Origin of the sequence: Microcoleus sp. AR_TQ3_B6, assembly GCF_036702785.1 — a bacterium.
Lineage (GTDB): Bacteria > Cyanobacteriota > Cyanobacteriia > Cyanobacteriales > Microcoleaceae > Microcoleus.
On record NZ_JAUBVJ010000115.1, the window covers coordinates 1 to 21,716 of the forward strand.

Genomic DNA, 21,716 nt, shown 5'->3' on the forward strand with positions numbered 1-21,716 from the left:
AAGCCGCCGTCACCGCCCCAGAGGCCGCCGCCGCCGCCGCCGCCAAAGCCGCCGCGGCCCTGGGAGCTGCCGGGGGTGTGGGTGTCGGGGCCGCGGTCGCCGCCGAAGCCGCCGTAGTTGCCGTTGCCCCCGTAACCACCGAGGCCGTCGCTTGGGGCATTGCCAAACAGTCCGCCGCCGCCTCTTGAACCATTGCCAAACAGTCCGCCGCCGCCGCTGCCGTTGCCGTCGCCCCTGCCGCCTTGTGCGATGTTATTGGTGAATGCGACATTGGTCAACGACACATTGCCATCCGAGATGAACAAACCCCCACCTAATCCACCGCCGCCGCCGCCACCGCCGCCACTTCCCCCAAGGGCCCGTCCGTTGGTGATGCTCAAGTCAGAAATATTGACACTTCCCGACAGGATGAACAAGGGGCGCAGGTCGCCGCTGTCGTTGATGCCGTCGTTGTTGGCATCTCCACTCAGGCTGTGGTTATTGCCCACGATCGTGATATTACTGTTCACCAGGGTTTTCATCACCCCCGTCACCCGAACATCCGTATTCATGCTAATCGTGTCATCTCCTGGCAGTTGATTAGCTTGGAGGATGGCATAACTGAGAGTTCCTTCGGTATCGCCCAGTCCGTTATCGGTAGCCGATGTAACAGAGTAAGTAGTCATTGGTTTTTTATCCTTATTAGTCTTAGTTATCTTGAATTGGTGCCGCTCGAGGTTTCATCCCTGCTGGAACACAGGGACACGGCAGTTCCCTTTCCTTACGAAGCTGCCTGTTGCGGTTGAGCGACAATCACATTCGCTAAACTTTGGCTGGGATTGTTCCAGAAAGATAAGCCTTCGTATTGCTCGAATAAATCCGGCGGTAAAACCGTGGCACGGGGACGGAATTCTACCTTTTCCCGCACATTATGCAGTCCCTTCGTATGCAGCGAGCGATCGAATTCCGATGCTTCGTAGTTCACATTGTTAAAATCATGCTCGAAAGGTTCTTCCCCCAAGAATTGATAGATCAGGGATAGGGTTTTATCGGGTGCTTGGGTTAAGATGTCGTAATCGACCAACAGCAGAGAAGAACTATATTCGCTGTAAAATGCCTCTTTTAGGGCGTTGTAAGCAAACCCTACCAAGCGTCCTCCTTGACTCAAGGCTTCGGTACGGGTGTAGACAGTAGCGCGTTCGGTGGGATTGCTAAATAACCGAGACACATCGAAGACATTTTTTCTCACCAACCGTTCAATACTGTCCATAATCCAAGCCAGATTTCGCACACAGCAAATCACCTTGGCGTTGGGAAACAATTCTTTTATTAAGGGCAACTTGCTACACCACAACCGATTGGTGTCAAAGATGACTTCTTTATCCGCTTGCGCCTCGTAGAAGGTGGAAAAAATACTCAGAGTCAGCGCCCGTTTCTGCTCCGGGGTGATAAACACGGAAAACTCATTGTCCTCGCTCATGGCTTCGAGCAGCCGATTGACTAAACTACCAACGGGGCTAGACATACCCGCGTGAAACCGAGGATTCTGGCGCAGTAAGGCTCCGAGTAAGGTAGAGCCAGAACGGGGCAAACCAGAGATCAAGTGAATTTGGCGGGATTGGGTTATTTCAGTTACAGTGTTCATCTCGACTCATGGGCGCTCGGCTACCCTCAAAGTCTTGTGCATGACTCAATCAACGAGCTTGCATCCTTGGGCTTCAGGAGTAATTTTTCTCCTCTTTATTACTTCCTTCCCAATGGAATGTCCCTCAAGAAACATTTTTATGCTCAGATATAATATATTTTAGATCGCGTTCAGTAATCATACAAGGGTCGATTCAGAATCTTCATAAAAGTTTATGTAAATCGGGCTGCTTATATCAAAATTCGGGAAAGTTCGCTATCGAGTCCTTTGACTGTGGAGCGAGGTAAAACCTTACTCAAAGGCAGCTTCACCCAAAATCCGGTGCGCTGCTGTCAAAGGTATAAAATAATGAATCCACAGTCAACATTGGGGAGCTTACTCACAGAGCAGGTGCTTCAGCAGACACACTAGAATTAAGCAGTCAAGATGCGAAACAAAGCCTGAGCGAGTACGGCGCAAACAGGCTCAAACAAAAACAATAATCTACCGCCTTTATACTGTTGCTCAATCAGTTCAAGAGTCCGATTATCTTGATTCTAATTTTTGCTGGTGTGCTATAGATTTTTTCTTCAAAATGCGGCAGATGCCACGAGAATTTTGACGAGCGTCATTATCAGTGATTTATTAGGGTTCTGGCAAGAACGGGGAGCCTCGAACGCCGTCGAAAATTATTGGCATTAGTGCAAGTTAAAACAACTGTTTTGAGCAATGGTCAATTGAGTCAGGTTATGTAAATCCGATCGATTTTATCGCAACGCTGGCGACCATTGGAGTGAGAAGAATCCTTCCCTGGACACCTTTAGGAACCCTGGTCTGATTTCGCCCGTTGCCGTTGATTTTTGTGCTGTGGGGGCGATTGCGGTGTTCTACGTTAGTGGGGGCGAGAATGTAAAACGAGTGTTTGACAGCTGCGTAAAATTTTAGTCGTCAAGGCGCCGCTGTTATGACTTTGAACAACTGAGAAAGCTAACGGTAATTTTCTAGACGTATAGTATTTTTAGCTTCATTTAAATTAAATTTCATTGTGTTATGCTGATATATCGAGGCTGATTCTTGACGCGATCGGTCCAAGTTTGAATTGCCGGGAATCTGGTTAAATCAAATCCACCTTCGTCAGCAACGTGAGTGTAAGCAAATAAACCGATGTCAGCAATTGTATAGCGATCGCCCGCAAAAAACTCATTTTTAGCTAAATGCTGTTCCATCACCCCCAAAGCAGCATAACCCGGTGCTTGTTTTTGTTGGAGTGCTTCCTGATATTCTTGTGCTTTCCCCGTCAAATACCAAAAACGAGAAGTAGCAATAAAAGGTTCGTGGCTGTACTGTTCAAAAAACAACCACTGCATGACTTGAGCGCGTTCAAACTTATCCGTGGGGAAAAACTCAGTTTCCTCGCTCAAGTAAAACATAATCGCATTCGATTCAAACAGAAATTTACCCGGTGCGATTTCTAACACCGGAATGCGGCCATTGGGATTTTTGACCAAAAATTCAGGTGTGCGGCTTTTTCCTTCGAGAATATTAATTTCTGTGCGATCGAAGGGAATATTGAGCTGAGTTAACAGCAAGCGAACTTTATAGCAATTGCCTGAGGGGGAATACTCGTAAAGTTTAAACATCAGTCTTGAGAAGATTTTACGATCTTAAATTATCTCATAAATTAGATAATTAACCCACGATAAGTTAACAGTTGTTTGCTAAAATTATTTTGGCGATCGGTGTCGGTCGCCAAAACCAGCCACTTCGGCCAAAGTATAAAGCGGCCGGCCCTTCACCTCCTCGTAAATACGCCCCACATACTGGCCCAAAATCCCAATACTGACCAACTGCACCGCACCCAAAAAGAAAACCGCCATCATCACAATTGTCAAACCCGTTAAGGCAGAATTTGGATAAAAAATCCGCCAATACAAAATCAAAAAAGCCATTAACACAGATACAAATGCCGCAAATAACCCCAGATAAATCGAAAGTCGGAGGGGAACTTTTGAAAAAGATACTAAACCATTCATCGCCAGACTCAAAGATTTTCTGAATGTATACTTGACCTCCCCGGCAAAACGCGGATCTCGTTCAAACTTAACCGCCGTTTGTTTAAAACCAATCCAAGCGCGCAGTCCCCGAATGTAGCGGTTGCGTTCAGGCATCGCATTGAGTACATCCACCACGCACCTATCCATCAAACAAAAATCTCCCGTATCTATCGGAATATCAACATCTGCAAGATGCCGCAAAATGCGATAATACATATAAGCTGGCAACCGCTTAAACCAACCTTCTTGACGGCGTTGAGTGCGCTGAGCGTAAACAACTTGATAGCCCTGCCGCCACTGTTCTATCATATCTATAATTAGCTCTGGCGGGTCTTGCAAATCCCCGTCCATGATGACTACAACTTGACCAGTAGAAAAGTTTAAGCCAGCAGTTACAGCTATTTGGTGGCCGAAATTCCGGGCAAAACTGAGATAACAAATTCGCGAGTCTTGTTCGTGCAATTTTCGCAAAAGTTCGAGAGAGCGATCGCGGCTACCATCATTGATTAAAATTAATTCTACTGAGCCGTCTAGCCGATCCATCACGGCACTAATTCGCCGATACAATTCAGCGAGATTTTCTTCTTCGTTATAGATAGGGATTACCAAGGAATACTTAGGTGTATCGTTCATTGCAGTTTCTGTTTAAAAATCGGTTTTTCAACCCTTAAATCAAAAGTTTCTTTTTCCCAAAACACGCTGGCTGCTTCCCGAGAGAAGTTCGGCACGTAATTTCGCTCTTTGAGCCAGACAACAGCAGCCGACCAAATAGCAGGCTACCAAAACTTATCTATTTTCTTAAATACGAAAAATAAAGACACCATAAGACTGACGCACGCCAAGGGAAAATATTTGTTATCATAGATATTGAGTTGAGACTATAAAAATTACAATCATAACCCATCGATTAAAAATTGCATGACAAATTCCAACGATCTTTGGCAAGCAAATCAAGACTTAAGGGAAGCTTGTCTGCAACATCCCTTTGTTCGAGGCATTGCTGACGGCAGCCTCTCCTCAAATAGTTTTGCATATTACATTGCACAAGACGCATTTTTTCTGGGAGCATTCGCTCGCGCTTACAGTATCGCTGCAGCAAAAGCACCCGACTGGGAGGGGTTTGAAATTCTCCACAATCTCGGCAGCGGTGTTTTAGAAGAACTTCGGTTGCATCAAGGATATGCAGGCAAATGGGGGGTAAACTTGCAAGAGGCAAAACCGGGAATCGCTACCCGCCGCTACACAGATTTTTTATTAGCGACAGCCTGGGGAAACGGTGTCGGTTTGACAGCAGCCGCGATGACTCCTTGCTTGCGGTTGTATGCTTTTTTGGGACAGCAGCTAGCTAAACCTAATATACCGGAACACGCCTTTAGCGACTGGATTTCCACCTATAGCAGCCCTGATTTTGAGATTTTAGCAAAACGACTGGAAAGTTTGGTCGATCGCTACGCAGAAGCTACGCCGGAAGTAGAAGCAACCTATCGCTACGCTATGCTGTGCGAAAGAGACTTTTTTCAGGCAGCTTGGGAAATAGAGTAAATTAAGTTTGGGCAAAAGATATTAAGAGCGATCGCCCCTAAGCTACCCACACCCAACTAGCAAATCTCACGGAAACGTAAAGCAGAAATACGCCAAACAATCCCATCAACCCGTAACCCCAACGAGGCTTAGCTGCTAGCAACAAGCCGAGAGCTATTGACAGTGCCACAACACCGTAAGTGTAGCGGTGTACCGAGCTCAGAGCTCCCGAAGTAACCAGCAGCGCCAAAGACCAAAAACCGTAAATCACAAAAATACTGGTAAGCCTTTTGCGAAAAAAATACAACAAATAGCCGCTGCCACAAACCATCACAATTTTAGTCATAGCAGATATATTCCCTGTGAGAGCTTTACTCAATATACCGAACCAACCAACGTGTACCCATCCCTTTTGTGCGTGAACAAATGCTAAAGCATCTCCAAAACGAATAGCACAATATAAACTAAATGAAAATAACCCGATCGCGCTAGCAAAACCGGCAACATAAGCAACAGGAGGTCTTTTTTCCCTCCAAGCTGTCAGCAAAAAAGTAGGTATCAGCACTACTCCCGGTCCCCTAGTAGCAGTTGCCAAAGCTCCCCAAAAAGCCGCCCAAATATACTCGCCCCTCTCAAAAGCTCGTAAAGCCGATGCTGTCAGGAACAAAAACAATCCTTCTGTATACACGACCGTGCAAAATAGCGAGAACGGGCACCAAGCTAACACAGCAGTTGTCCACTTCGCTGCACCAGCATCGTATCGCTCCTCTACCCAAAAGTACACCAGCACTAAGGCAGCCAAAAACGCCGAAGAGTTGATTAATACCCCTGCTGCGTCGGCTCGCATTCCGAGGGTCATCAGCGCCCGAATTAGTAAGGGAAAAAGCGGATAGAAGGCAACGGAATGCCCGTGCCCGTCATTTGCATAGCTGTAGCCTAAATTAGCGATTTCGATGTACCATTTACTGTCCCAATGCGAAAACAGTTCCCAGCCACTTTTGGGAACAAAGTCAGGAAATATAGGCCGTGAGCTCGCCAGCGAGCGGGGAACCAAAGGCTGTATGTTCGGCAGCGCGCCGACCCACGGGGCAATTACTTGAATCCCGATCGCAATTACCGCTCGGCTCAGAAACCACATAGCAATTACAAAAATTAACCCGTCCCTGCTTTTGGAGTGCGGACGCTGCGGAATTACTTCTACCCCTAAATCAGTATTTATCATGGCTAAAACAGTGCCATACTGTAGGTTTAAAATTAAAGTATAGTCCGCTGCCGAGCGAGCGCCAAGTATATACGTAAGTAAAGCGCTACTGCTAATTTTAACGTCCGAGTTTATTGGGAATCCCTTCGCAGCCTCCGGGAATAGTCTCTCTCGACTTCGAGCCGCACCAAGCGCAGCAGTAATAGCGCTGTTCCTCCGACAGCCGCTTGACACCGGTGAAATCAGCACGTTCAACCACAGCGCCGGTATGTTCGCCCGTTTGATAGTTGGGAAATTCGGTACGGCTGCGGGGGGATGCAGTTTGTGCCGAGCCGTAGAATAATGCGGCCGCTCTCATGTCGGCGCGAGCGAGATTGGCGTCGTACAATACAGCCCGCGAGAGGTTGGCTTTCACTAAATCGCACTTGCTGAGATTGGCGCGGACCAGGTTGGCTTCGCTCAAATCCGTCCACCGCAAATCGGTGCCAGCCAGGTCAGCACCCGCTAACATGACATTGAGATCGATAACGCGGATACCGTGATCTCTATCTTCAGCGTAGCCGCCGTCGCCGTCAAGGATGGGGCGGCCTAAAAGCCGATCGCGCTTCAGAGGAGTAACCAATCTAGACTGCGACAAAAACCGCAGAATTTTAGCTTTACCTTCAGCATCTACACTGCTCATAATTGCAGCGGTGCGGCCTTCTGCGATCGCCCTTTCCTGCGGCCAGTCTTCCAAAAACCCTTGTTCGTCAAGGGCTAAGTCCGAAACCCCTTGAAAATAAGCATCGATCGTTTGCTGCTGCGTAATTCGATTTTGCTGAATCGTCAAATCTTTCGAGATCACGTACTGCCGCCAAGCCACGTAAACGCCCAAAATTGCGATCAAAATTTGGCCCAAAGCGCCGATCAACTCGCCCAAAGCGCCGATGGCGTCCCAGTTGATTTGGATGTTGCGGCTTCCCGGTTCAGTATTAGTACCGCTGAGCATCAGCAAGCCAACAATCCCAGCTAAAAGCCCGAAGCAGGCGACGATCAGCGTGCGCCAAGTCGGCGGAATTACCTGCGCCCAGATTTTGCCCCAACTCGGCCACATCAGTCGCAGCGATACCCCCATCGCACCGATTGCGCCAATTAAGCCCAGCCAAATGTTGTCATTGGCGAGCCCAAAAATCATCGCTGCGATCAACCCCAGCGTCAGCGCCGACGCCGACTTCTCAGTAGTCGTTTGTTCCGGCTGCTGCGGCAATAAAACCTTGCGAGTTGGAGGCGGCGGCAGGGGTTTTTCGAGTTCAGCAGTAGCGACGATTGTCCCTGATTCTGGTGGCACAGTAGGGCTCGCACCGTTCTGACTTTCTACAGTCACGTTAGATTCAGGGCGATTGGGTTGAGAAGAGTTGTTTTCTGGTGTCATGCGTTGAGGCAAATTCTAATTTTGGCCGGTCACTAAAACGATTTTAACTAACCAAGGAGGATTCTAGATAGTATTACCATAGAAATATCCACTAATTACACTCAAAGAGGTAACATACTATGACCCTGGTACTCCCCAATCTGCAAGCAAAACAAATGGGTCAAGTAATCACTACAATCACCGTCACGAATTTCATCGATCTAGTTATGGCCGAACGGGGATTCATTGCTGCTGAGGAAGTTCGCTCTGTTACCCTCGATAACGTTGTTGTCGATACCGGAGCAACTCTGCTTTCCTTGCCAGCTCCCATTATTAGCCAACTAAGTTTAAGACAAGTAGGAGAAAGAGATGTAGAAACATCGGCTGGCATCAAAAAAGGTCGAATTTTTGCAGCTGTTCAAATTATTGTAGAGGGGAGAGAAGGGAGATTTGATTGTTTAGAGTTACCCGAAGGGGTTTCTGCGGTTTTGCTGGGCGTGATTCCAATGGAAGAACTAGGATTAGAACCTGATTTAAAAAATCGACGGTTGCGAGTATTGCCGATGAACAATCAGCAAACATATCTGATGGGTTAGTCGAGCGGCGTTTACCGTAGCACAAACCTCTCGCCGGTGATTCCTATCATCTCCCGTCAATTACCCGCTCTCAAAAATGTTTAGAGTGAGGGCTAAACTCCTCATAAAAATTTGAGTAATTTATTCCTCATTACCAAGGAATTTTCTTGATTTTAGAGAGGTTAGATATTATTAAATGCAGTAAAAAAAAGCCAAAAAACTAGCTGCTTGGGTATATAGCGGTTCTCAAGCGTAGTGAGGTATGCCCTATGCCCTGCGCGGGCCAATGCTTTATGCCTTAGGCCAGATAGTACCTCCTGTTACTGATCGAGGCTATATGTAAGTTTTTTGCCCTACATCTAGCGAGCAGAATAAGCCTTGAGCAAATACACGCCAACCGTTCCAAAAATCAAAACAACTAACCCTAAAAGTAACTCGATACTAAACCTTTGAGCATTGCCCAAAGCGACAAGAATTTGCTGCCGCACCACAAACGCCAACAGCCAGCAAATCTCCGCCTTCAGCCAAACCAAAAGGCTTCGCCCCAACAGATATTGCCGGCGAGCGTTCTCAGAAGTAATCGGTACAGGATAATTAAAAGTATGCGGATAGCGCGATACCGCAGTTAAAACCGCAAAAATAATGGCAGCTACCGCCGGCCCGATCCAAATCGTCACCTTGTCGCCCCAAGCATCAGCCAGCCCCCGATCGCCGAAATGAATCGGAATTCGATCGGGCAAAACCGCCCAAAACTGTACAATGAGTAAAACAGCCAGCAAAATCGCGATCGCACCTAAAAGCTCTACCGCCACTAAAACAGGCGAAAGCCCCAGAGAAATAACCGGCCGTTGGTTTGGTCCGTTCCCAGTCATGGCTACTTAAAATTAGATTAATATTAGAAATAATAGTATTGGTTCCAATTTCATCCCCCAACAGCTTTAGTTGGGGGTTTCCAAACATCCCGCGAGGTTTTATGACGGCTCAGGTTTTGATTGAAAAGAAAAAGTTAGAAAAACCGCCCCTAACAATACACACATTAGGCGATCGCGTCCTGCGGCAGCCAGCCAAGCGCGTCAAAAGCGTCGATGCAGAAATTCGGCAGCTAGTCCGAGAAATGCTGCAAACCATGTACAGTGCCGATGGCATCGGTTTGGCAGCCCCCCAAGTCGCAGTCAACAAACAAGTAATCGTGGTCGATTGCGACCCAGAAAACCCCGCCACACCCCCAATGGTTTTGATCAACCCTACCATTAAAAGTAGCAGCAGCGATGTCTGCATCTTGCAAGAAGGGTGTTTGAGCATTCCGGGAGTTTATTTAGAAGTCAAACGCCCAGAAGTCATTGAAGTGTCCTACCGCGACGAATACGGCCGCCCACAAACCCTGATAGCCACAGAGTTACTGTCGAGAGCAATTCAGCACGAAATGGATCACCTCAACGGAGTGCTGTTTGTAGACAGAGTAGAAAACAAGCTCGCACTGACTGAAGAATTAGTCAAGCACAAATTTTCGCCAAAGGCAGTAAAATCAGTATGATGGCAGGAACTCCGAAAAGTGGTTTATTGTTAGCTCTTTCGTGCATCACCGCGATCGCCGCAGTCGGCTCGATCTTTGAGCTATCTTCGGGAGAAGCTCAACTCGGCAATTTAGTCACCGGCATCATCCTCGCCCTCAGCGTACCGCTAACAGGCATATTTTTCTATGCAGCCGTTCAGGATGCCAGAGCAAATCTATAGATCGAAGCAGTGAGAACCCCGGTTCTTGATGCTCTTGATGAAACCTGCGTTGCAGCGGCGAGGCCCAGAGTGTGTCAAGGTTCATTAACAGTAGGACTTTTTCTGACATTGGCTAACACTCACTGACATTTGGTAGAGGCTTTTGTACCATATAGAATGAATTAAGCCCGTCAGATGAAGGGTGAAAAACCTTTTCATGATTGCCCGCTCCTGTGGATACACAACCCATAGAGATGTAGCAGCAGCTCAAGCGATCCTTAATCGCAGATTGTCTCGGGAGGGGCACTTCCTGGACATATAAAGAAAATGCCCGTGGAGATGGTCTGACGATGACTGGTAACAGTCTAGTTAAGAATCTAAGAGATAGGAAGAATGGTGGAAAGGCGCGGCTTTAGCCCGCCTTGTAACACCCTTTGAGAATCCCCGTCTCCTCGCAAGCGAGGAGTACGTCAACAGCAGAGTCATTACTCAGCAGTCAGCAGTCATGAGTTATTAGTAATTAGTTTTTAGTCAGGAGTCAGCAGCTAACAACTAATAACTGTGGCATAAAATTGCGGATAAATAACATCACCTAACAGCTCTCGATCTCATGACTAATAACTGTGGAATATAACTGGGGAATAAAGACGCCCCAAAAATAACGTCAGCTAACAGCTCCCGGACTTATGACTAATGACTAATGACTAATAACTCATGACTGCTGACTCATAACTAATGACTAATGAAATCGGATTTCTGCGACAACTGCCCGCAAAAGGCGCTGCGGGAGAGCCAGCGTCCAAGTACCAACTTGATGAAAATGGGGAAGTGGCGATCGGACGCGATCTAAATTGTCAAATAACTTTAGAGTCGATCGCCTACGGCATGGTTTCCCGCCGCCACGCCACAGTCCGTCCCCTGACTCAGGGTACCTTGACCAGATGGGAAATTTGCGACCTCAACAGCGCTAACGGAACTTATATCAACGGGAAAAAGCTGGAAGGCTGCCAAACTTTAGAAACAGGCGATCGCATCAGTCTCGGCCTTGACGGCCCTGAATTCATATTTGAATCTTTCCTAACTCCTCACCCAACTAAACCCGGATTCCCCCCAGCAAAAACCGGTAATTTTGCTGCTAGTGAAAAAGACACTCTCACTTTAACTCAATTATTCCCGATCGCCTCAACGGGCAAACAATTAAGCCAAAAAGCTTACTTATATCCAGGTATTGCCACAGTTATTGTTGTCGTGTCGATGTTTGTCGCCGTGGGAAATTCCGCAGCATTCAACTTGCTGCTGTCAGCTTACCTCGCCGGTGCGGCTTACTACTTTATCTATCAACTGTGCGGCAAACACAAGCCTTGGTGGGTATTGCTTGGTTCGGCTTTAGCTACAGTCCTGATTTTGCTCAGCCCTTTATTGATTGGATTTATATTAGTATTTAGAGAAATTTTGCCCGGCCGCCTGCCAGCCGAAGGCGAAGCAATCAGTTTTTTCCCTTTTTTGACCAGAATGTTTTTCGGGGCGGGTCTGATGGAAGAATTGCTGAAAGCCCTGCCCGTTTTGGGAGCGATGCTGCTGGGAAATTGGCTGAAAAATCCGTGGCGCGATCGAGTCGGCGTTTGGGAACCTTTAGACGGAATTCTGTTAGGAAGTGCCTCAGCAGTCGGCTTTACCCTGTTAGAAACTCTGGGACAGTACGTTCCCCATATCATCCAAAATGTCACCCTGCAAGCGGGAGCCGACGCCGGACAATTAGTAGGATTGCAGTTGCTAATTCCCCGCATTTTGGGTTCCGCCGCCGGACACATGGCTTACAGCGGCTATTTGGGATATTTTATCGGTTTGAGCGCCCTCAAACCCAGGAAGCGCTGGCCTATTTTGGGCGTCGGCTATTTCAGCGCTTCGGCACTTCATGCTTTGTGGAATGCGTCGGGAGCCGCCAGCGTACTTTTGCTGGCCTTGGTGGGAGTTTTGTCCTATGCGTTTTTGGTAGCCGCGATTTTGAAAGCCAGAGCTCTGTCTCCGAATCGAGAGCAAAATTTTGCCACTCGCATCTTGTCTCAAAAGTGACTGCTGAGTGCTTAATTGTTAAGGTGCCAGGGTACCTCAAGTTGCCATTTTTTTCTTGTGTTTTAACCAGCTTAAACCAGCCAATGCTAAAGCTGTACCCCCTGAGGTGAGAGGTTCGGGAACTGGTTCGGGTTCGGTATCCACTAGAGTGTAAGAAACAGGGACATTGTTGGAGAAACTTCGATTGGTTCGAATTGTTGTACCACTGGTGTAGGTCGTATATTCCTCGTAATACCCACTTAACAAAGATGACCACGTAGTAAAACCCGTCCTGTAGGTCTCGATACTCCAAGATGTGCTCCTGCTCACCTTAAGGTACAAAGGCTCAAGCGGTGCGTCTGTAGTAATGATTATGTCTCGGATCACATTGTCCGCGCCGCTTGCATTCAGTCCGCGAAAAACCCCTTCATAAAATAAAGCACTCTTCCCTGCCAAATTGTTATATTCTTTGCCTCCCTCCAAAGTGTAGCCGTAAAATCTTCCCTCGGATACTGCAACTTCTTCCATTCCTATTCCTGTAAGCGAGGAGTTATCCACCTTGAAAAAATTCAAATTGCTACCTAGACCGCCCACTTGGAAATTGTAGGTGAGTTGGGCGGCTTGTGCTTTGTCTACTCCTACCAATGACAGGGCTGCATAACTTAAAATTGTGGTAGCGATCGCACTTCCTAATCTGGGCTTTAGTTTGTAACTCATTGTTTTTTTTATTAAGGTTTACCTAACAATACTTGGGACTGTTTTTGATTGCCCACCGTATAATAACGGTTTCAAGGAGCTGCGGCCATCGACCTACCAACGGCAAATCGATTGTTTCAGACGAAGAACTAAAAACAGTCCGGACTATTGAGCTAAGTCTAGTTTATTTGAGCGAGCCAGCGCCCGTAATTATCCGCATTCTTAACGTTAACTTTTGTGAATTCAAAGATTGCCCCAGGTAAACACCCCTAATCCTAAAGGTGCTCACTAGGCTGAATTTTGTATCATTTCTTACTAGGCAATTATTGCTTTTGTCGCTAAACAACACAAATGTTTGAGCGTACCGGAAAAATATGCCGACGAATTTTTGTTGGGGCGATGCAGAGGACGATCGCCAGCGCTTAAAGTCGATATTTAATTAATTTTGTCAATAGGCCATAGTAAGAAACTTTACCCCAGTATTCTGCCCTTGTGTAGGATTCGCGGATGCTAGATTGCCTGAGGCGATAATCGCCACTTCTGCTAGAAATTATTCACAAATAGTTTGACAGTGGTACGCTGTCGATGGCTGTCAGTAGCTGCTGAAAAATCCGTGGTGCGATGAGTCCGAATGCAGGGAACCTTGAGACGGAATTCTGTGAGGAAGTGCCGGATACAGTCGGCTTTACACTGCTAGAAACTCGCTGGAGAGTACGTTCTCCATGTCATCGAAAATGTCACCCCCACAGCAGGGCCCGACGCCGGACAATTAGTAGGATTGCAGTTGCTAATTCCGCCCATTTGGGTGCCGCCGGACACCTTGCTGACAGTGGCTATTGGGGATATTTTATCGGTTTGAGCGCCCTCAAACCCCGTTCGCGCTGGCCTATTTTGCGCCTAGGTTATTTCAGCGAGGCGGCACTTCACGCTTTGTCGAATGCGTCGGGAGTCGAAGGGCGTACTTTTCGGGGCTTTGGTGGGAGTTTTGTCCTATGGGTTTTTGGTAACCACGATTTGACCGAGCCCGGGCCCTGTCAAATCGCGGCTAAATTTTGCCACTATAATATTTTTTCAAAAGTGACTGCTGAGTGCTTAATTGTTGAGGTACGATCGCACCTCAAGCTGCCATTTTTTTCTTTTGTTTTAACCAGCTTAAACCAGCCAATGCTAAAGCTGTCCCCCCTGTGGTGAGAGGTTCGGGAACTGGTTCGGGTTCGGTATCCACTAGGGTGTAAGAAACCCCGGCGTCGACTCTGTCGAAACCTCTGTCTACAAGCGGTGGAGAGCTGCTGGAAATAATATATACCTCCTTATACCCCCAAAAAAGAGAGACCGGCCCGTTGTTATCCATCTGCCAAGATGCCATGCCCTCATACCTGACGTAATAAGGCCCATACGGTTCGTCGGCAGAAATGTTAATTTCTGTAATCGCTGTGTCGAAACCGCTTGCTTGCAGTCCGCGAAACTCCCCTTGATAAAATAAAGCTATAGCCCCTGCCAAATTGTAGTAATCTTTGCCTTTGAGTGGATACCTATCACTAGAGGCAGTTAGCTCAGTGTTTAATCTTCCCTCGGATATTGCAATTCCTTCAAAGTCTATTCCTCTAACCGAGGAGTTATCCACCTTAAAAAAGCCGCTACCTCCACCTCCCCCCACCTCAAAATTGTAGCTAAGTACGGCGGCTTGTGCTTTGTCAACTCCTACCAATAACACGCCGGAAAACAAACTTAAAATTGTGCTAGCGATCGCACTTCCTAATCTGGGCATATGTTTGTAACTCATTGTTTTTTTTATTAAGGTTTACCTAACAATACTTGGGACTGCTTTTGATTTCCAAGCGTATAATAACGGTTTCAAGGAGCTGCGGCCATCGCTCTACCAACGGCAAATTCATTGTTTCAGACGACGAACTAAAAACAATCCTGACTATTGAGCTAAGTCTAGTTTATTTTAGCGAGCCAGCGCCCGTAATTATCCGCATTCTTAACGTTAACTTTTGTGAATTCAAAGATTGCCCCAGGTAAACACCCCTAATCCTAAAGGTGCTCACAAGAGCTGAATTTTGTATCATTTCTTACTGGGCAATTATTGCTTTTGTCGCTCAACAACACAAATGTTTGAGCGTACCGGAAAAATATTTCGACGGATTTGTGTTGTGGCGATGCGGAGGACGATCGCCCGCAATTGAATCACATATTTAATTCATTTTGTCAATACGCAATAGTCAGAAACTTTACCCCAGTATTGTGGCCTTGTGTAGGATTCGCGGATGCTAGATTGCCTGAGGCGATAATCGCAACTTCTGTTAGAAATTATTCACAAATAGTTTGACAGTGGTACGCTGTCGATGGCGGTCAGTAGCTGCTGAAAAATCCGTGGTGCGATGAGTCCGAATGCAGGGAACCTTGAGACGGAATTCTGTGAGGAAGTGCCGGATACAGTCGGCTTTACACTGTTAGAAACTTGCTTGAGAGTACGTTCCCCATGTCATCCAAAATTTTACCCCCAAAGCCGGGCCCGACGCCGGACAATTAGTAGGATTGCAGTTGCTAATTCTCCGCATTTTGGGTGCCTCCGCACACGCTGACAGTGGCTATTGGGGATATTTTATCGGTTTGAGTGCCCTCAAACCCCGTTCGCGCTGGCCTATTTTGCGCCTAGGTTATTTCAGCGAGGCGGCACTTGACGCTTTGTGGAATGCGTCGGGAGTCGAAGGGCGTACTTTTCGGGGCGTTGGTGGGAGTTTTGTCCTATGTGTTTTTGGTAGCCGCGATTTGACAGAACCCGGGCTCTGTCTGCGCATCGGCAGGCAAATTTTGCCACTCGCATATTGTCTAAAAAGTGACTGCTGACTGCTTAATTGTTGAGGTGCCACGGCACGTCAAGCTGCCATTTTTTTCTTTTGTTTTAACCAGCTTAAACCAGCCAATGCTAAAGCTGTACCCCCGGAGGTGAGAGGTTCGGGAACAGGTTCTGGTTCGGTATTCACTAAAGTGTAAGAAACCTGGTCATTGGAGGTGATATATCTATATTCTCTCTGATAGCTCTCGGTGACGATCGATCCATCCTCTATATACGATTGATAGTTCACCTGTCTGCGCACTAACTCCGTACTCCACGAGGCATAGGTTCCTGAAATAGACCAATATGCGGAGCCCTCACGCCTGAAGAACAGAGGCCCATACGGTTCGTCTGGAGGAATGATATAGTCCCTTATCGCAGAATCGCCGCCGCTGGCTTGCACTCCGAAAAACTCCCCTTCACGAAATATAGCTTGAACCCCTGCCAAATTATCATATTCTTTTTGGCTTCCCAACTCGGCCCAAGTAAAACCGTACATTCTTCCCTCGGAAACTGTCCCCACCGAAAATCCTCCAAAGCCTATTTCTGTAAGCGAGGAGTTACTCACCTTTAAAAAACCGCTACCTGGACCACTGTCCATGTGGAAATTGTAGGTGAGTAGGGCAGCTTGTGCTTTGTCTACTCCTAGGAATAACACGCCGGAAAACACACTTAAAATTGTGCTAGCGATCGCACTTCCTAATCTGGGCATATGTTTATAACTCATTGTTTTTTTTATTCAGGTTTACCTAACAATACTTGGGACTGTTTTTGATTTCCAAGCGTATAATAACGGTTTCAAGGAGCTGCGGCCATCGACCTACCAACGGCAAATCCATTGTTTCAGACTCGCTCACTAAAAATAGTCCGGACTATTGAGCTAAGTCTAGTTTATTTTAGCGAGCCAGCGCCCGTAATTATCCCCATTCTTAACGTTAATTTTTGTGAATTCAAAGATTGCCCCAGGTAAACACTCCTAATCCTAAAGGTGCTCACAAGGGCTGAATTTTGTATCATTTCTTACTGGGCAATTATTGCTTTTGTCGCTCAACAACACAATTTTTTTATCGTATCGGCGAAATATTCCCCCGAATTTGTGTTGTGGCGATGCGGAGGACGATCGCCCGCAATTGAAGCAGATATTTAAGTAATTTTGTCAATACGCCGTAGTAAGAAACCTTACCCCAGTATTCTGCCCTTGTGTAGGATTCGCGGATGCTAGATTGCCTGAGGCGATAATCGCAACTGAACTTAGAAATTCTTCACAAATAGTTGGACTGTGGTACGCTGTCGATGGCTGTCAGTAGCTGCTGAAAAATTCGTGGTGCGATCGAGTCGGAATGCAGGGATCTTTGAGACGGAATTCTGTGAGGAAGTGCCGGATACGGTCGGCTTTACACTGTTAGAAACTCGCTTGAGAGTACGTTCCCCATGTCATCCAAAATGTCACCCTACAATCCGGGCCCGACGCCGGACAATTAGTAGGATTGCAGTTGCTAATTCCGTCCATTTTGGGTTCGCCGCCAGACACATAGTCCACAGCCGCTATTGGGGATATTTTATCGGTTTGAGTACCCTCAAACCCCGTTCGCGCTCACCTATTTTGGGCCCTGGTTATTTCAGCGAGGCGGCACTTGATGCTTTGTCGAAGGCGTCGGGAGTCGAAGGGCCTACTTTTCGGGGCGTTGTTGGGAATTTTGTCCTATGCGTTTTTGGTAGCGGCGATTTGACAGAACCCGGGCCCTGTCAAATCGCGGCTAAATTTTGGGACTCTAATATTTTTTCAAAAGTGACTGCTGAGTGCTTAATTGTTGAGCTACGATCGCACCTCAAGCTGCCATTTTTTTCTTTTGTTTTAACCAGCTTAAACCTGCCAATGCTAAAGCTGTACCCCCGGAGGTGAGAGGTTCCGGAACTGGTTCTGGTTCGGTATCCACTAGGGTGTAAGAAACAGGGGTATCGCGGAAGATATCTCTCTGGGCTATATTTCCTTGAGAAATTACCTCCCTATACCCCGAGAAATAAGATCTCCACCCATCAGGATTGCTCGCCCCGTTGGTATCCATAGACCAAGATGCGCTGCCGGTATACCTGATGTAATAAGGCCCTCCTGGCTCGTCTGGAGAAATGTTAATTTCTCTAATCGCTGTGTCGCTACCCCTTGCTTGCAGTCCGCGAAACTCCCCTTGATAAAATAAAGCTATAGCCCCTGCCAAATCGTAGTAATCTTTGCCTACGAGTCCATAACGATCACTAGAGGCAGTTAGAAAAGTGTTTAATCTTCCCTCGGATACTGCAATTCTTTCGCCTCCTATTCCTGTCAGTGAGGAATTACTCAACTTCAAAAAGCCGCTACCGAATCCCCTTTCACCAACGTCCGCTTGGAAATTGTAGGTGAGTACGGCGGCTTGTGCTTTGTCTACTCCTACCAATGACACGCCCCAAAACAAACTTAAAATTGTGCTAGCGATCGCACTTCCTAATCTGGATCTTAGTTTGTAACTCATTGTTTTTTTTATTAAGGTTTACCTAACAATACTTGGGACTGTTTTTGATTGCCAAGCGTATAATAACGGTTTCAAGGAGCTGCGGCCATCGACCTACCAACGGCAAATCGAGTGTTTCAGACTCGCTCACTAAAAACAGTCCGGACTATTGAGCTAAGTCTAGTTTATTTGAGTGAGCCAGCGCCCGTAATTCTGGGCTTTCTTAACGTTAATTTTTTTGAATTCAAAGATTGCCAAAGGTAAATACCCCTAATCCTAAAGGTGCTCACAAGGGCTGAATTTTGTATCATTTCTTACTAAATAATTATTGCTTTTGTCGCTAAACAACACAAATGTTTGATCGTCCCGGAAAAATATTCCGCCGAATTTGTGTTGTGGCGATGCGGAGGACGATCGCCCGCCAGTGAAGTGCATATTCAAGTAATTTTGTCAATACGCAATTACCTGAAACCTTACCCCAGTATTATGCCCTTGTGTAGGATTCGCGGATGCTAGATTGTCTGAGGCGATAATCGCAACTGAACTTAGAAATTCTTCACAAATAGTTTGACTGTGGTACTATCTGGATGGCTGTGAGTAGCTGAGGGAAGCCAAGGGGCTTGATTCCTGTGGTGGTGGAGGAGAATCCAGGAGTGCTAGATAGGATGTCATTGGGATACGCAAACGTTTTCGCCCACCGAAGTCAACCTGAACCCCTCCGCATTGGGGTGATTGGGGTTGGCAATATGGGCCAGCACCACACGCGAGTTCTGAGCTTGCTAAAAGATATCGAACTCGTGGGTGTTGCAGACATAAATGTAGAGCGGGGAATAGATGTAGCAAGCAAATACCGGGTTCGCTTCTTTGAAGACTACCGAGATTTGCTCGCCCACGTAGATGCAGTTTGCGTCGCCGTTCCAACTCGCCTGCACCACCCTGTGGGGATGTCTTGTCTCCAAGCGGGTGTTCACGTTTTAATTGAAAAGCCGATCGCGGCTAGCATTGCCGAAGCCGAATCTTTGGTCAACGCGGCTGCTGAGGCCCACCGGATTTTACAAGTGGGTCACATCGAGCGCTTCAATCCAGCTTTTCAGGAACTCGGCAAAGTGCTGAAAACTGAAGAGTTACTGGCATTGGAAGCTCACCGGATGAGTCCCTATTCCCAGCGGGCTAACGACGTATCGGTGGTTTTGGATTTAATGATCCACGACATCGACTTGCTCTTGGAATTGGCAGATTCCCAAGTGGTGAAGCTGACGGCCAGCGGCAGCAGGGCCTCAGATTCAGGTTATTTAGACTACGTGACAGCGACGCTGAACTTTGCTAACGGCATTGTCGCCACCTTGACTGCGAGTAAGGTGACGCACCGCAAACTCCGTTCAATCGTGGCTCACTGCAAAAATTCTCTGACAGAGGCAGATTTTCTCAACAACGAAATCTTGATTCACCGACAAACAACCGCCAATTACGTGACGGATTACGGTCAGGTGCTTTACCGTCAAGATGGGTTGATCGAGAAAGTTTACACCAGCAATATTGAACCGCTCCACGCAGAATTGGAGCATTTTATTAATTGCGTGCGGGGTGGAAATCAGCCTTCTGTGGGAGGAGAACAAGCTCTCAAAGCTCTGCGGCTTGCGAGTTCGATCGAGCAAATGGCTCTCGACGGTCAAGCTTGGTATCCGAAAGAGCTAGAGTCTACTTTGCAAGTTAGCTAAATCGAGACAAATCCTGTCGTTTCCGGGTGCTTTTACAGTTTGGGTGTGTTGTTCGTTGAAGACGGTAACTGTTCCCATGCAACCGGATTCGATGTGAGTCGATTTGAGATGGGACAATTCGGCATGAGAAGTTCGGCGATCGCAAGCGTCGAAGGATTTTAGACTTTAGATTGACCCTGCAGATGAATCTGGGGGCTTGAACTAAGGTTTAAACTTTTTTGCTCTCCACAACAGGAGTCGGGGCAAGTATCCGTCTTTAGGTGAGGTTAGGATTTATGCCAAAAAAGAGCGACTATTTGACGACTGATGGTTTTGCTCACTAGCTGATTTCCTTGAGGACTGAGGTGAATGCTGTCTCGATACAAAGTTGGAAGTTCGACCCCACAATTGAAAATGGGAAGAAAATCTATGTAAGTAATTTTCTCTGTTTCGACGAGTTCGGCGAGACGCGCTCTAGCCTTGACTTCCCAGTCGCGAGGGCCCGGGTCGCCGAATTCGCCTCGCTTGGGCGTTACCGCTAGCAAAAACTCGACGTTGGCGGATACAGCTATTTTCTGGATTTGGCGAATAGCTTCTAAGTTGCAGCCTACTACATCGCCGCTTGTGGCTCCGGGTGCTGCCAATTGGGGAGTCGGCACTACAGGTAGCAGGTAGCGGCTCAATAACTCTAGCGTAGCCGATCGGGGTTTGCGATCCGGGTAAGAGCGATCGCGTCCCACAACCAGATCGCAAGGAGCCGATGCAAACAAATCGTCCGTATTGAGCAGCAACACCACAGCATTTGCCCCAAAAACACCGAACCGCTTGGCGTAAGCAAGTTGATTCCTCGGCCCCCAAGAATTGGCTGAGGCGTTGAGAACTTCAAAATCTGAATAGTTGACTTGTGAACCTAATTGTGCATCGCTCGCCAGATTCTGTACTTGCAGTCTCAAATCCCGAGCCATAATTTCCGAGATCGTATCTGTCTGATGTGTCCACCAACCGCCGTTGGCGACAGAATCTCCCAACAGCAAGACGCGCAGAGTTTCTGGAGGGGGTATCGGGGCGATCGCTCCGCTACGCATCGAATACTCGTTAATCTCAATCCGGTTGCCCAAGCGGCGCACCTTTTGGTTGGGCGCCAACAAATAGCCGCACTCGGCATCGGCAATGTAAATCAAGGGATTGCCAAAACCCAGCATTACCCGCAGGATCACTTCGATTGCTGCCCACAATCCGGAGGTGACAGCCAAAATTATGAGAACAACTTCCACCACTTAACCTCGTTGCCTTGACTTGACCGAAAGCATCCAGGATACAAGCCCCCGGATTCATCCGTCCAGAAATAAAAAACGTGTATCCGAGAAACTTGCCTAACGTATTTATCCGTGGGGTCAAGGCTTCAATCTAAAATCTAAAATCTAAAATCTAAAATCGATTGACTTGACGTACTCCCCGGCACACCAGCGCGGGGATTCTTAAAGGCTGCTTGAGGGTGGGCCGGGGCCACACCCTCAAGCTTTCTTCTTCTTGCTTCCGCGACTCTTAACTAGACCGTTGCCAGTCTCCGTCAGACCGTCTCCACAAGCATTTTCTTTAATGTCCAAGAAGCGTCCCTCCTCAGACAACCCTTGAAAAGCGGATAACTTGAGCTGCTGCTAGGTCTCTATGCGTCGTGTAACCACACTCAGGGCATTGGTGGAGTCTTTCTTTAAGCTCCTTTTTACCGAAAAATGGGGTTTAAAGCCCCGTCCTTCTAGGACGGCTTTCTCTTTAAATAATATAGCTTAAGAAGCGATTCAACGTTTATTAAGCTATAGTAAATAGAGGAGGTGATGCAAGTGTTTAGTCTGACATACGAATACAAACTCAAACCCACATCAGCG

21 protein-coding genes and 2 pseudogenes are annotated in these 21,716 nt (G+C 47.3%); 10 read left to right on the plus strand and 13 right to left on the minus strand.

The genetic code is table 11. From position 1 onward, the window contains the following. Window positions 1–665, minus strand: a pseudogene (locus QUB56_RS32935) (DUF4347 domain-containing protein); the annotation flags it as partial. Window positions 666–760: 95 nt separating this feature from the next. Continuing rightward, window positions 761–1,624, minus strand: a complete 864-nt coding sequence (locus tag QUB56_RS32940; protein WP_332960560.1) for a sulfotransferase — start codon at window positions 1,622–1,624, stop codon at window positions 761–763. 494 nt (window positions 1,625–2,118) lie between these two features. Between QUB56_RS32940 and QUB56_RS37505 the strand changes: the two genes are divergently transcribed. Beyond that, on the plus strand, window positions 2,119–2,184 hold the full coding sequence (locus QUB56_RS37505) for a cation-transporting P-type ATPase (protein ID WP_445243427.1): 66 nt from the start codon (window positions 2,119–2,121) through the stop codon (window positions 2,182–2,184). Window positions 2,185–2,643: 459 nt separating this feature from the next. Here the strand turns inward: QUB56_RS37505 and QUB56_RS32945 are convergent, their stop codons facing one another. Together QUB56_RS32945 and QUB56_RS32950 are read right to left on the minus strand one after the other, a co-directional pair. Beyond that, entirely contained in the window at window positions 2,644–3,243 is a 600-nt protein-coding gene (locus QUB56_RS32945) for a glutathione S-transferase family protein (RefSeq protein WP_332960561.1), read from the minus strand. 84 nt (window positions 3,244–3,327) lie between these two features. Next, window positions 3,328–4,290: a glycosyltransferase family 2 protein gene (locus QUB56_RS32950; RefSeq protein ID WP_332960562.1), complete on the minus strand. Its 963-nt coding sequence runs from the start codon at window positions 4,288–4,290 to the stop codon at window positions 3,328–3,330. Window positions 4,291–4,575: 285 nt separating this feature from the next. On the opposite strand from QUB56_RS32950, the gene QUB56_RS32955 reads away from it, so the two are divergent. Continuing rightward, a complete protein-coding gene (locus QUB56_RS32955; protein WP_332960563.1) occupies window positions 4,576–5,199 on the plus strand; it encodes a TenA family protein in 624 nt (207 codons plus the stop codon). A 37-nt stretch (window positions 5,200–5,236) separates the two neighbouring features. Here QUB56_RS32955 and QUB56_RS32960 read toward each other — a convergent pair whose 3' ends face one another. Together QUB56_RS32960 and QUB56_RS32965 are read right to left on the minus strand one after the other, a co-directional pair. After that, window positions 5,237–6,400 (minus strand): mannosyltransferase family protein, encoded by a 1,164-nt coding sequence (locus QUB56_RS32960; RefSeq protein ID WP_332960564.1) that lies wholly within the window; start codon window positions 6,398–6,400, stop codon window positions 5,237–5,239. 97 nt (window positions 6,401–6,497) lie between these two features. After that, the gene (locus QUB56_RS32965; RefSeq protein ID WP_332960565.1) at window positions 6,498–7,790 is read right to left on the minus strand and encodes a pentapeptide repeat-containing protein; all 1,293 of its coding nucleotides are present in this window, start codon (window positions 7,788–7,790) and stop codon (window positions 6,498–6,500) included. A 119-nt stretch (window positions 7,791–7,909) separates the two neighbouring features. Between QUB56_RS32965 and QUB56_RS32970 the strand changes: the two genes are divergently transcribed. Beyond that, window positions 7,910–8,365, plus strand: a complete 456-nt coding sequence (locus QUB56_RS32970) for an aspartyl protease (protein ID WP_332960566.1) — start codon at window positions 7,910–7,912, stop codon at window positions 8,363–8,365. 338 nt (window positions 8,366–8,703) lie between these two features. On the opposite strand, the gene QUB56_RS32975 is transcribed toward QUB56_RS32970, so the two are convergent. After that, entirely contained in the window at window positions 8,704–9,216 is a 513-nt protein-coding gene (locus QUB56_RS32975) for a DUF1648 domain-containing protein (protein ID WP_332960567.1), read from the minus strand. 101 nt (window positions 9,217–9,317) lie between these two features. Here QUB56_RS32975 and def point away from each other — a divergent pair, with 101 nt between their 5' ends. From def to QUB56_RS32990, 3 genes are all read left to right on the plus strand, one after another. Beyond that, window positions 9,318–9,878, plus strand: a complete 561-nt coding sequence (gene def / locus QUB56_RS32980) for a peptide deformylase (RefSeq protein WP_332960568.1) — start codon at window positions 9,318–9,320, stop codon at window positions 9,876–9,878. Beyond that, complete coding sequence (locus tag QUB56_RS32985) at window positions 9,878–10,078, plus strand: hypothetical protein (protein ID WP_199292547.1); 201 nt, start codon at window positions 9,878–9,880, stop codon at window positions 10,076–10,078. Before def ends, QUB56_RS32985 begins: the two co-directional genes overlap by 1 nt. A gap of 714 nt (window positions 10,079–10,792) precedes the next feature. Next, window positions 10,793–12,130: a PrsW family glutamic-type intramembrane protease gene (locus tag QUB56_RS32990; RefSeq protein WP_332960569.1), complete on the plus strand. Its 1,338-nt coding sequence runs from the start codon at window positions 10,793–10,795 to the stop codon at window positions 12,128–12,130. A 36-nt stretch (window positions 12,131–12,166) separates the two neighbouring features. Here QUB56_RS32990 and QUB56_RS32995 read toward each other — a convergent pair whose 3' ends face one another. Next, entirely contained in the window at window positions 12,167–12,826 is a 660-nt protein-coding gene (locus QUB56_RS32995; protein ID WP_332960570.1) for a PEP-CTERM sorting domain-containing protein, read from the minus strand. A gap of 600 nt (window positions 12,827–13,426) precedes the next feature. Between QUB56_RS32995 and QUB56_RS33000 the strand changes: the two genes are divergently transcribed. Beyond that, window positions 13,427–13,996: a hypothetical protein gene (locus tag QUB56_RS33000; protein ID WP_332960571.1), complete on the plus strand. Its 570-nt coding sequence runs from the start codon at window positions 13,427–13,429 to the stop codon at window positions 13,994–13,996. Here the strand turns inward: QUB56_RS33000 and QUB56_RS33005 are convergent. Beyond that, window positions 13,923–14,588 (minus strand): PEP-CTERM sorting domain-containing protein, encoded by a 666-nt coding sequence (locus QUB56_RS33005; RefSeq protein ID WP_332960572.1) that lies wholly within the window; start codon window positions 14,586–14,588, stop codon window positions 13,923–13,925. The genes QUB56_RS33000 and QUB56_RS33005 overlap by 74 nt on opposite strands. Window positions 14,589–15,352: 764 nt before the next feature. On the opposite strand from QUB56_RS33005, the gene QUB56_RS33010 reads away from it, so the two are divergent. Then, complete coding sequence (locus QUB56_RS33010) at window positions 15,353–15,658, plus strand: PrsW family glutamic-type intramembrane protease (RefSeq protein WP_332960573.1); 306 nt, start codon at window positions 15,353–15,355, stop codon at window positions 15,656–15,658. A 29-nt stretch (window positions 15,659–15,687) separates the two neighbouring features. Here QUB56_RS33010 and QUB56_RS33015 read toward each other — a convergent pair whose 3' ends face one another. Beyond that, window positions 15,688–16,374 (minus strand): PEP-CTERM sorting domain-containing protein, encoded by a 687-nt coding sequence (locus QUB56_RS33015; RefSeq protein WP_332960574.1) that lies wholly within the window; start codon window positions 16,372–16,374, stop codon window positions 15,688–15,690. A 552-nt stretch (window positions 16,375–16,926) separates the two neighbouring features. On the opposite strand from QUB56_RS33015, the gene QUB56_RS33020 reads away from it, so the two are divergent. Next, the gene (locus tag QUB56_RS33020; protein ID WP_332960575.1) at window positions 16,927–17,550 is read left to right on the plus strand and encodes a hypothetical protein; all 624 of its coding nucleotides are present in this window, start codon (window positions 16,927–16,929) and stop codon (window positions 17,548–17,550) included. Here QUB56_RS33020 and QUB56_RS33025 read toward each other — a convergent pair. Continuing rightward, the gene (locus tag QUB56_RS33025; RefSeq protein ID WP_332960576.1) at window positions 17,477–18,154 is read right to left on the minus strand and encodes a PEP-CTERM sorting domain-containing protein; all 678 of its coding nucleotides are present in this window, start codon (window positions 18,152–18,154) and stop codon (window positions 17,477–17,479) included. The genes QUB56_RS33020 and QUB56_RS33025 overlap by 74 nt on opposite strands. Before the next feature lie 644 nt (window positions 18,155–18,798). Here QUB56_RS33025 and QUB56_RS33030 point away from each other — a divergent pair. After that, window positions 18,799–19,851, plus strand: coding sequence for a Gfo/Idh/MocA family oxidoreductase (locus tag QUB56_RS33030; RefSeq protein ID WP_332960577.1), 1,053 nt, complete (start codon window positions 18,799–18,801; stop codon window positions 19,849–19,851). A gap of 266 nt (window positions 19,852–20,117) precedes the next feature. Here the strand turns inward: QUB56_RS33030 and QUB56_RS33035 are convergent, their stop codons facing one another. Further along, the gene (locus QUB56_RS33035) at window positions 20,118–21,104 is read right to left on the minus strand and encodes a GDSL-type esterase/lipase family protein (protein WP_332960578.1); all 987 of its coding nucleotides are present in this window, start codon (window positions 21,102–21,104) and stop codon (window positions 20,118–20,120) included. A 346-nt stretch (window positions 21,105–21,450) separates the two neighbouring features. Continuing rightward, a pseudogene (locus QUB56_RS37510) lies at window positions 21,451–21,513 on the minus strand (hypothetical protein); the annotation flags it as partial. Between the last annotated feature and the right edge of the window lie 203 nt (window positions 21,514–21,716).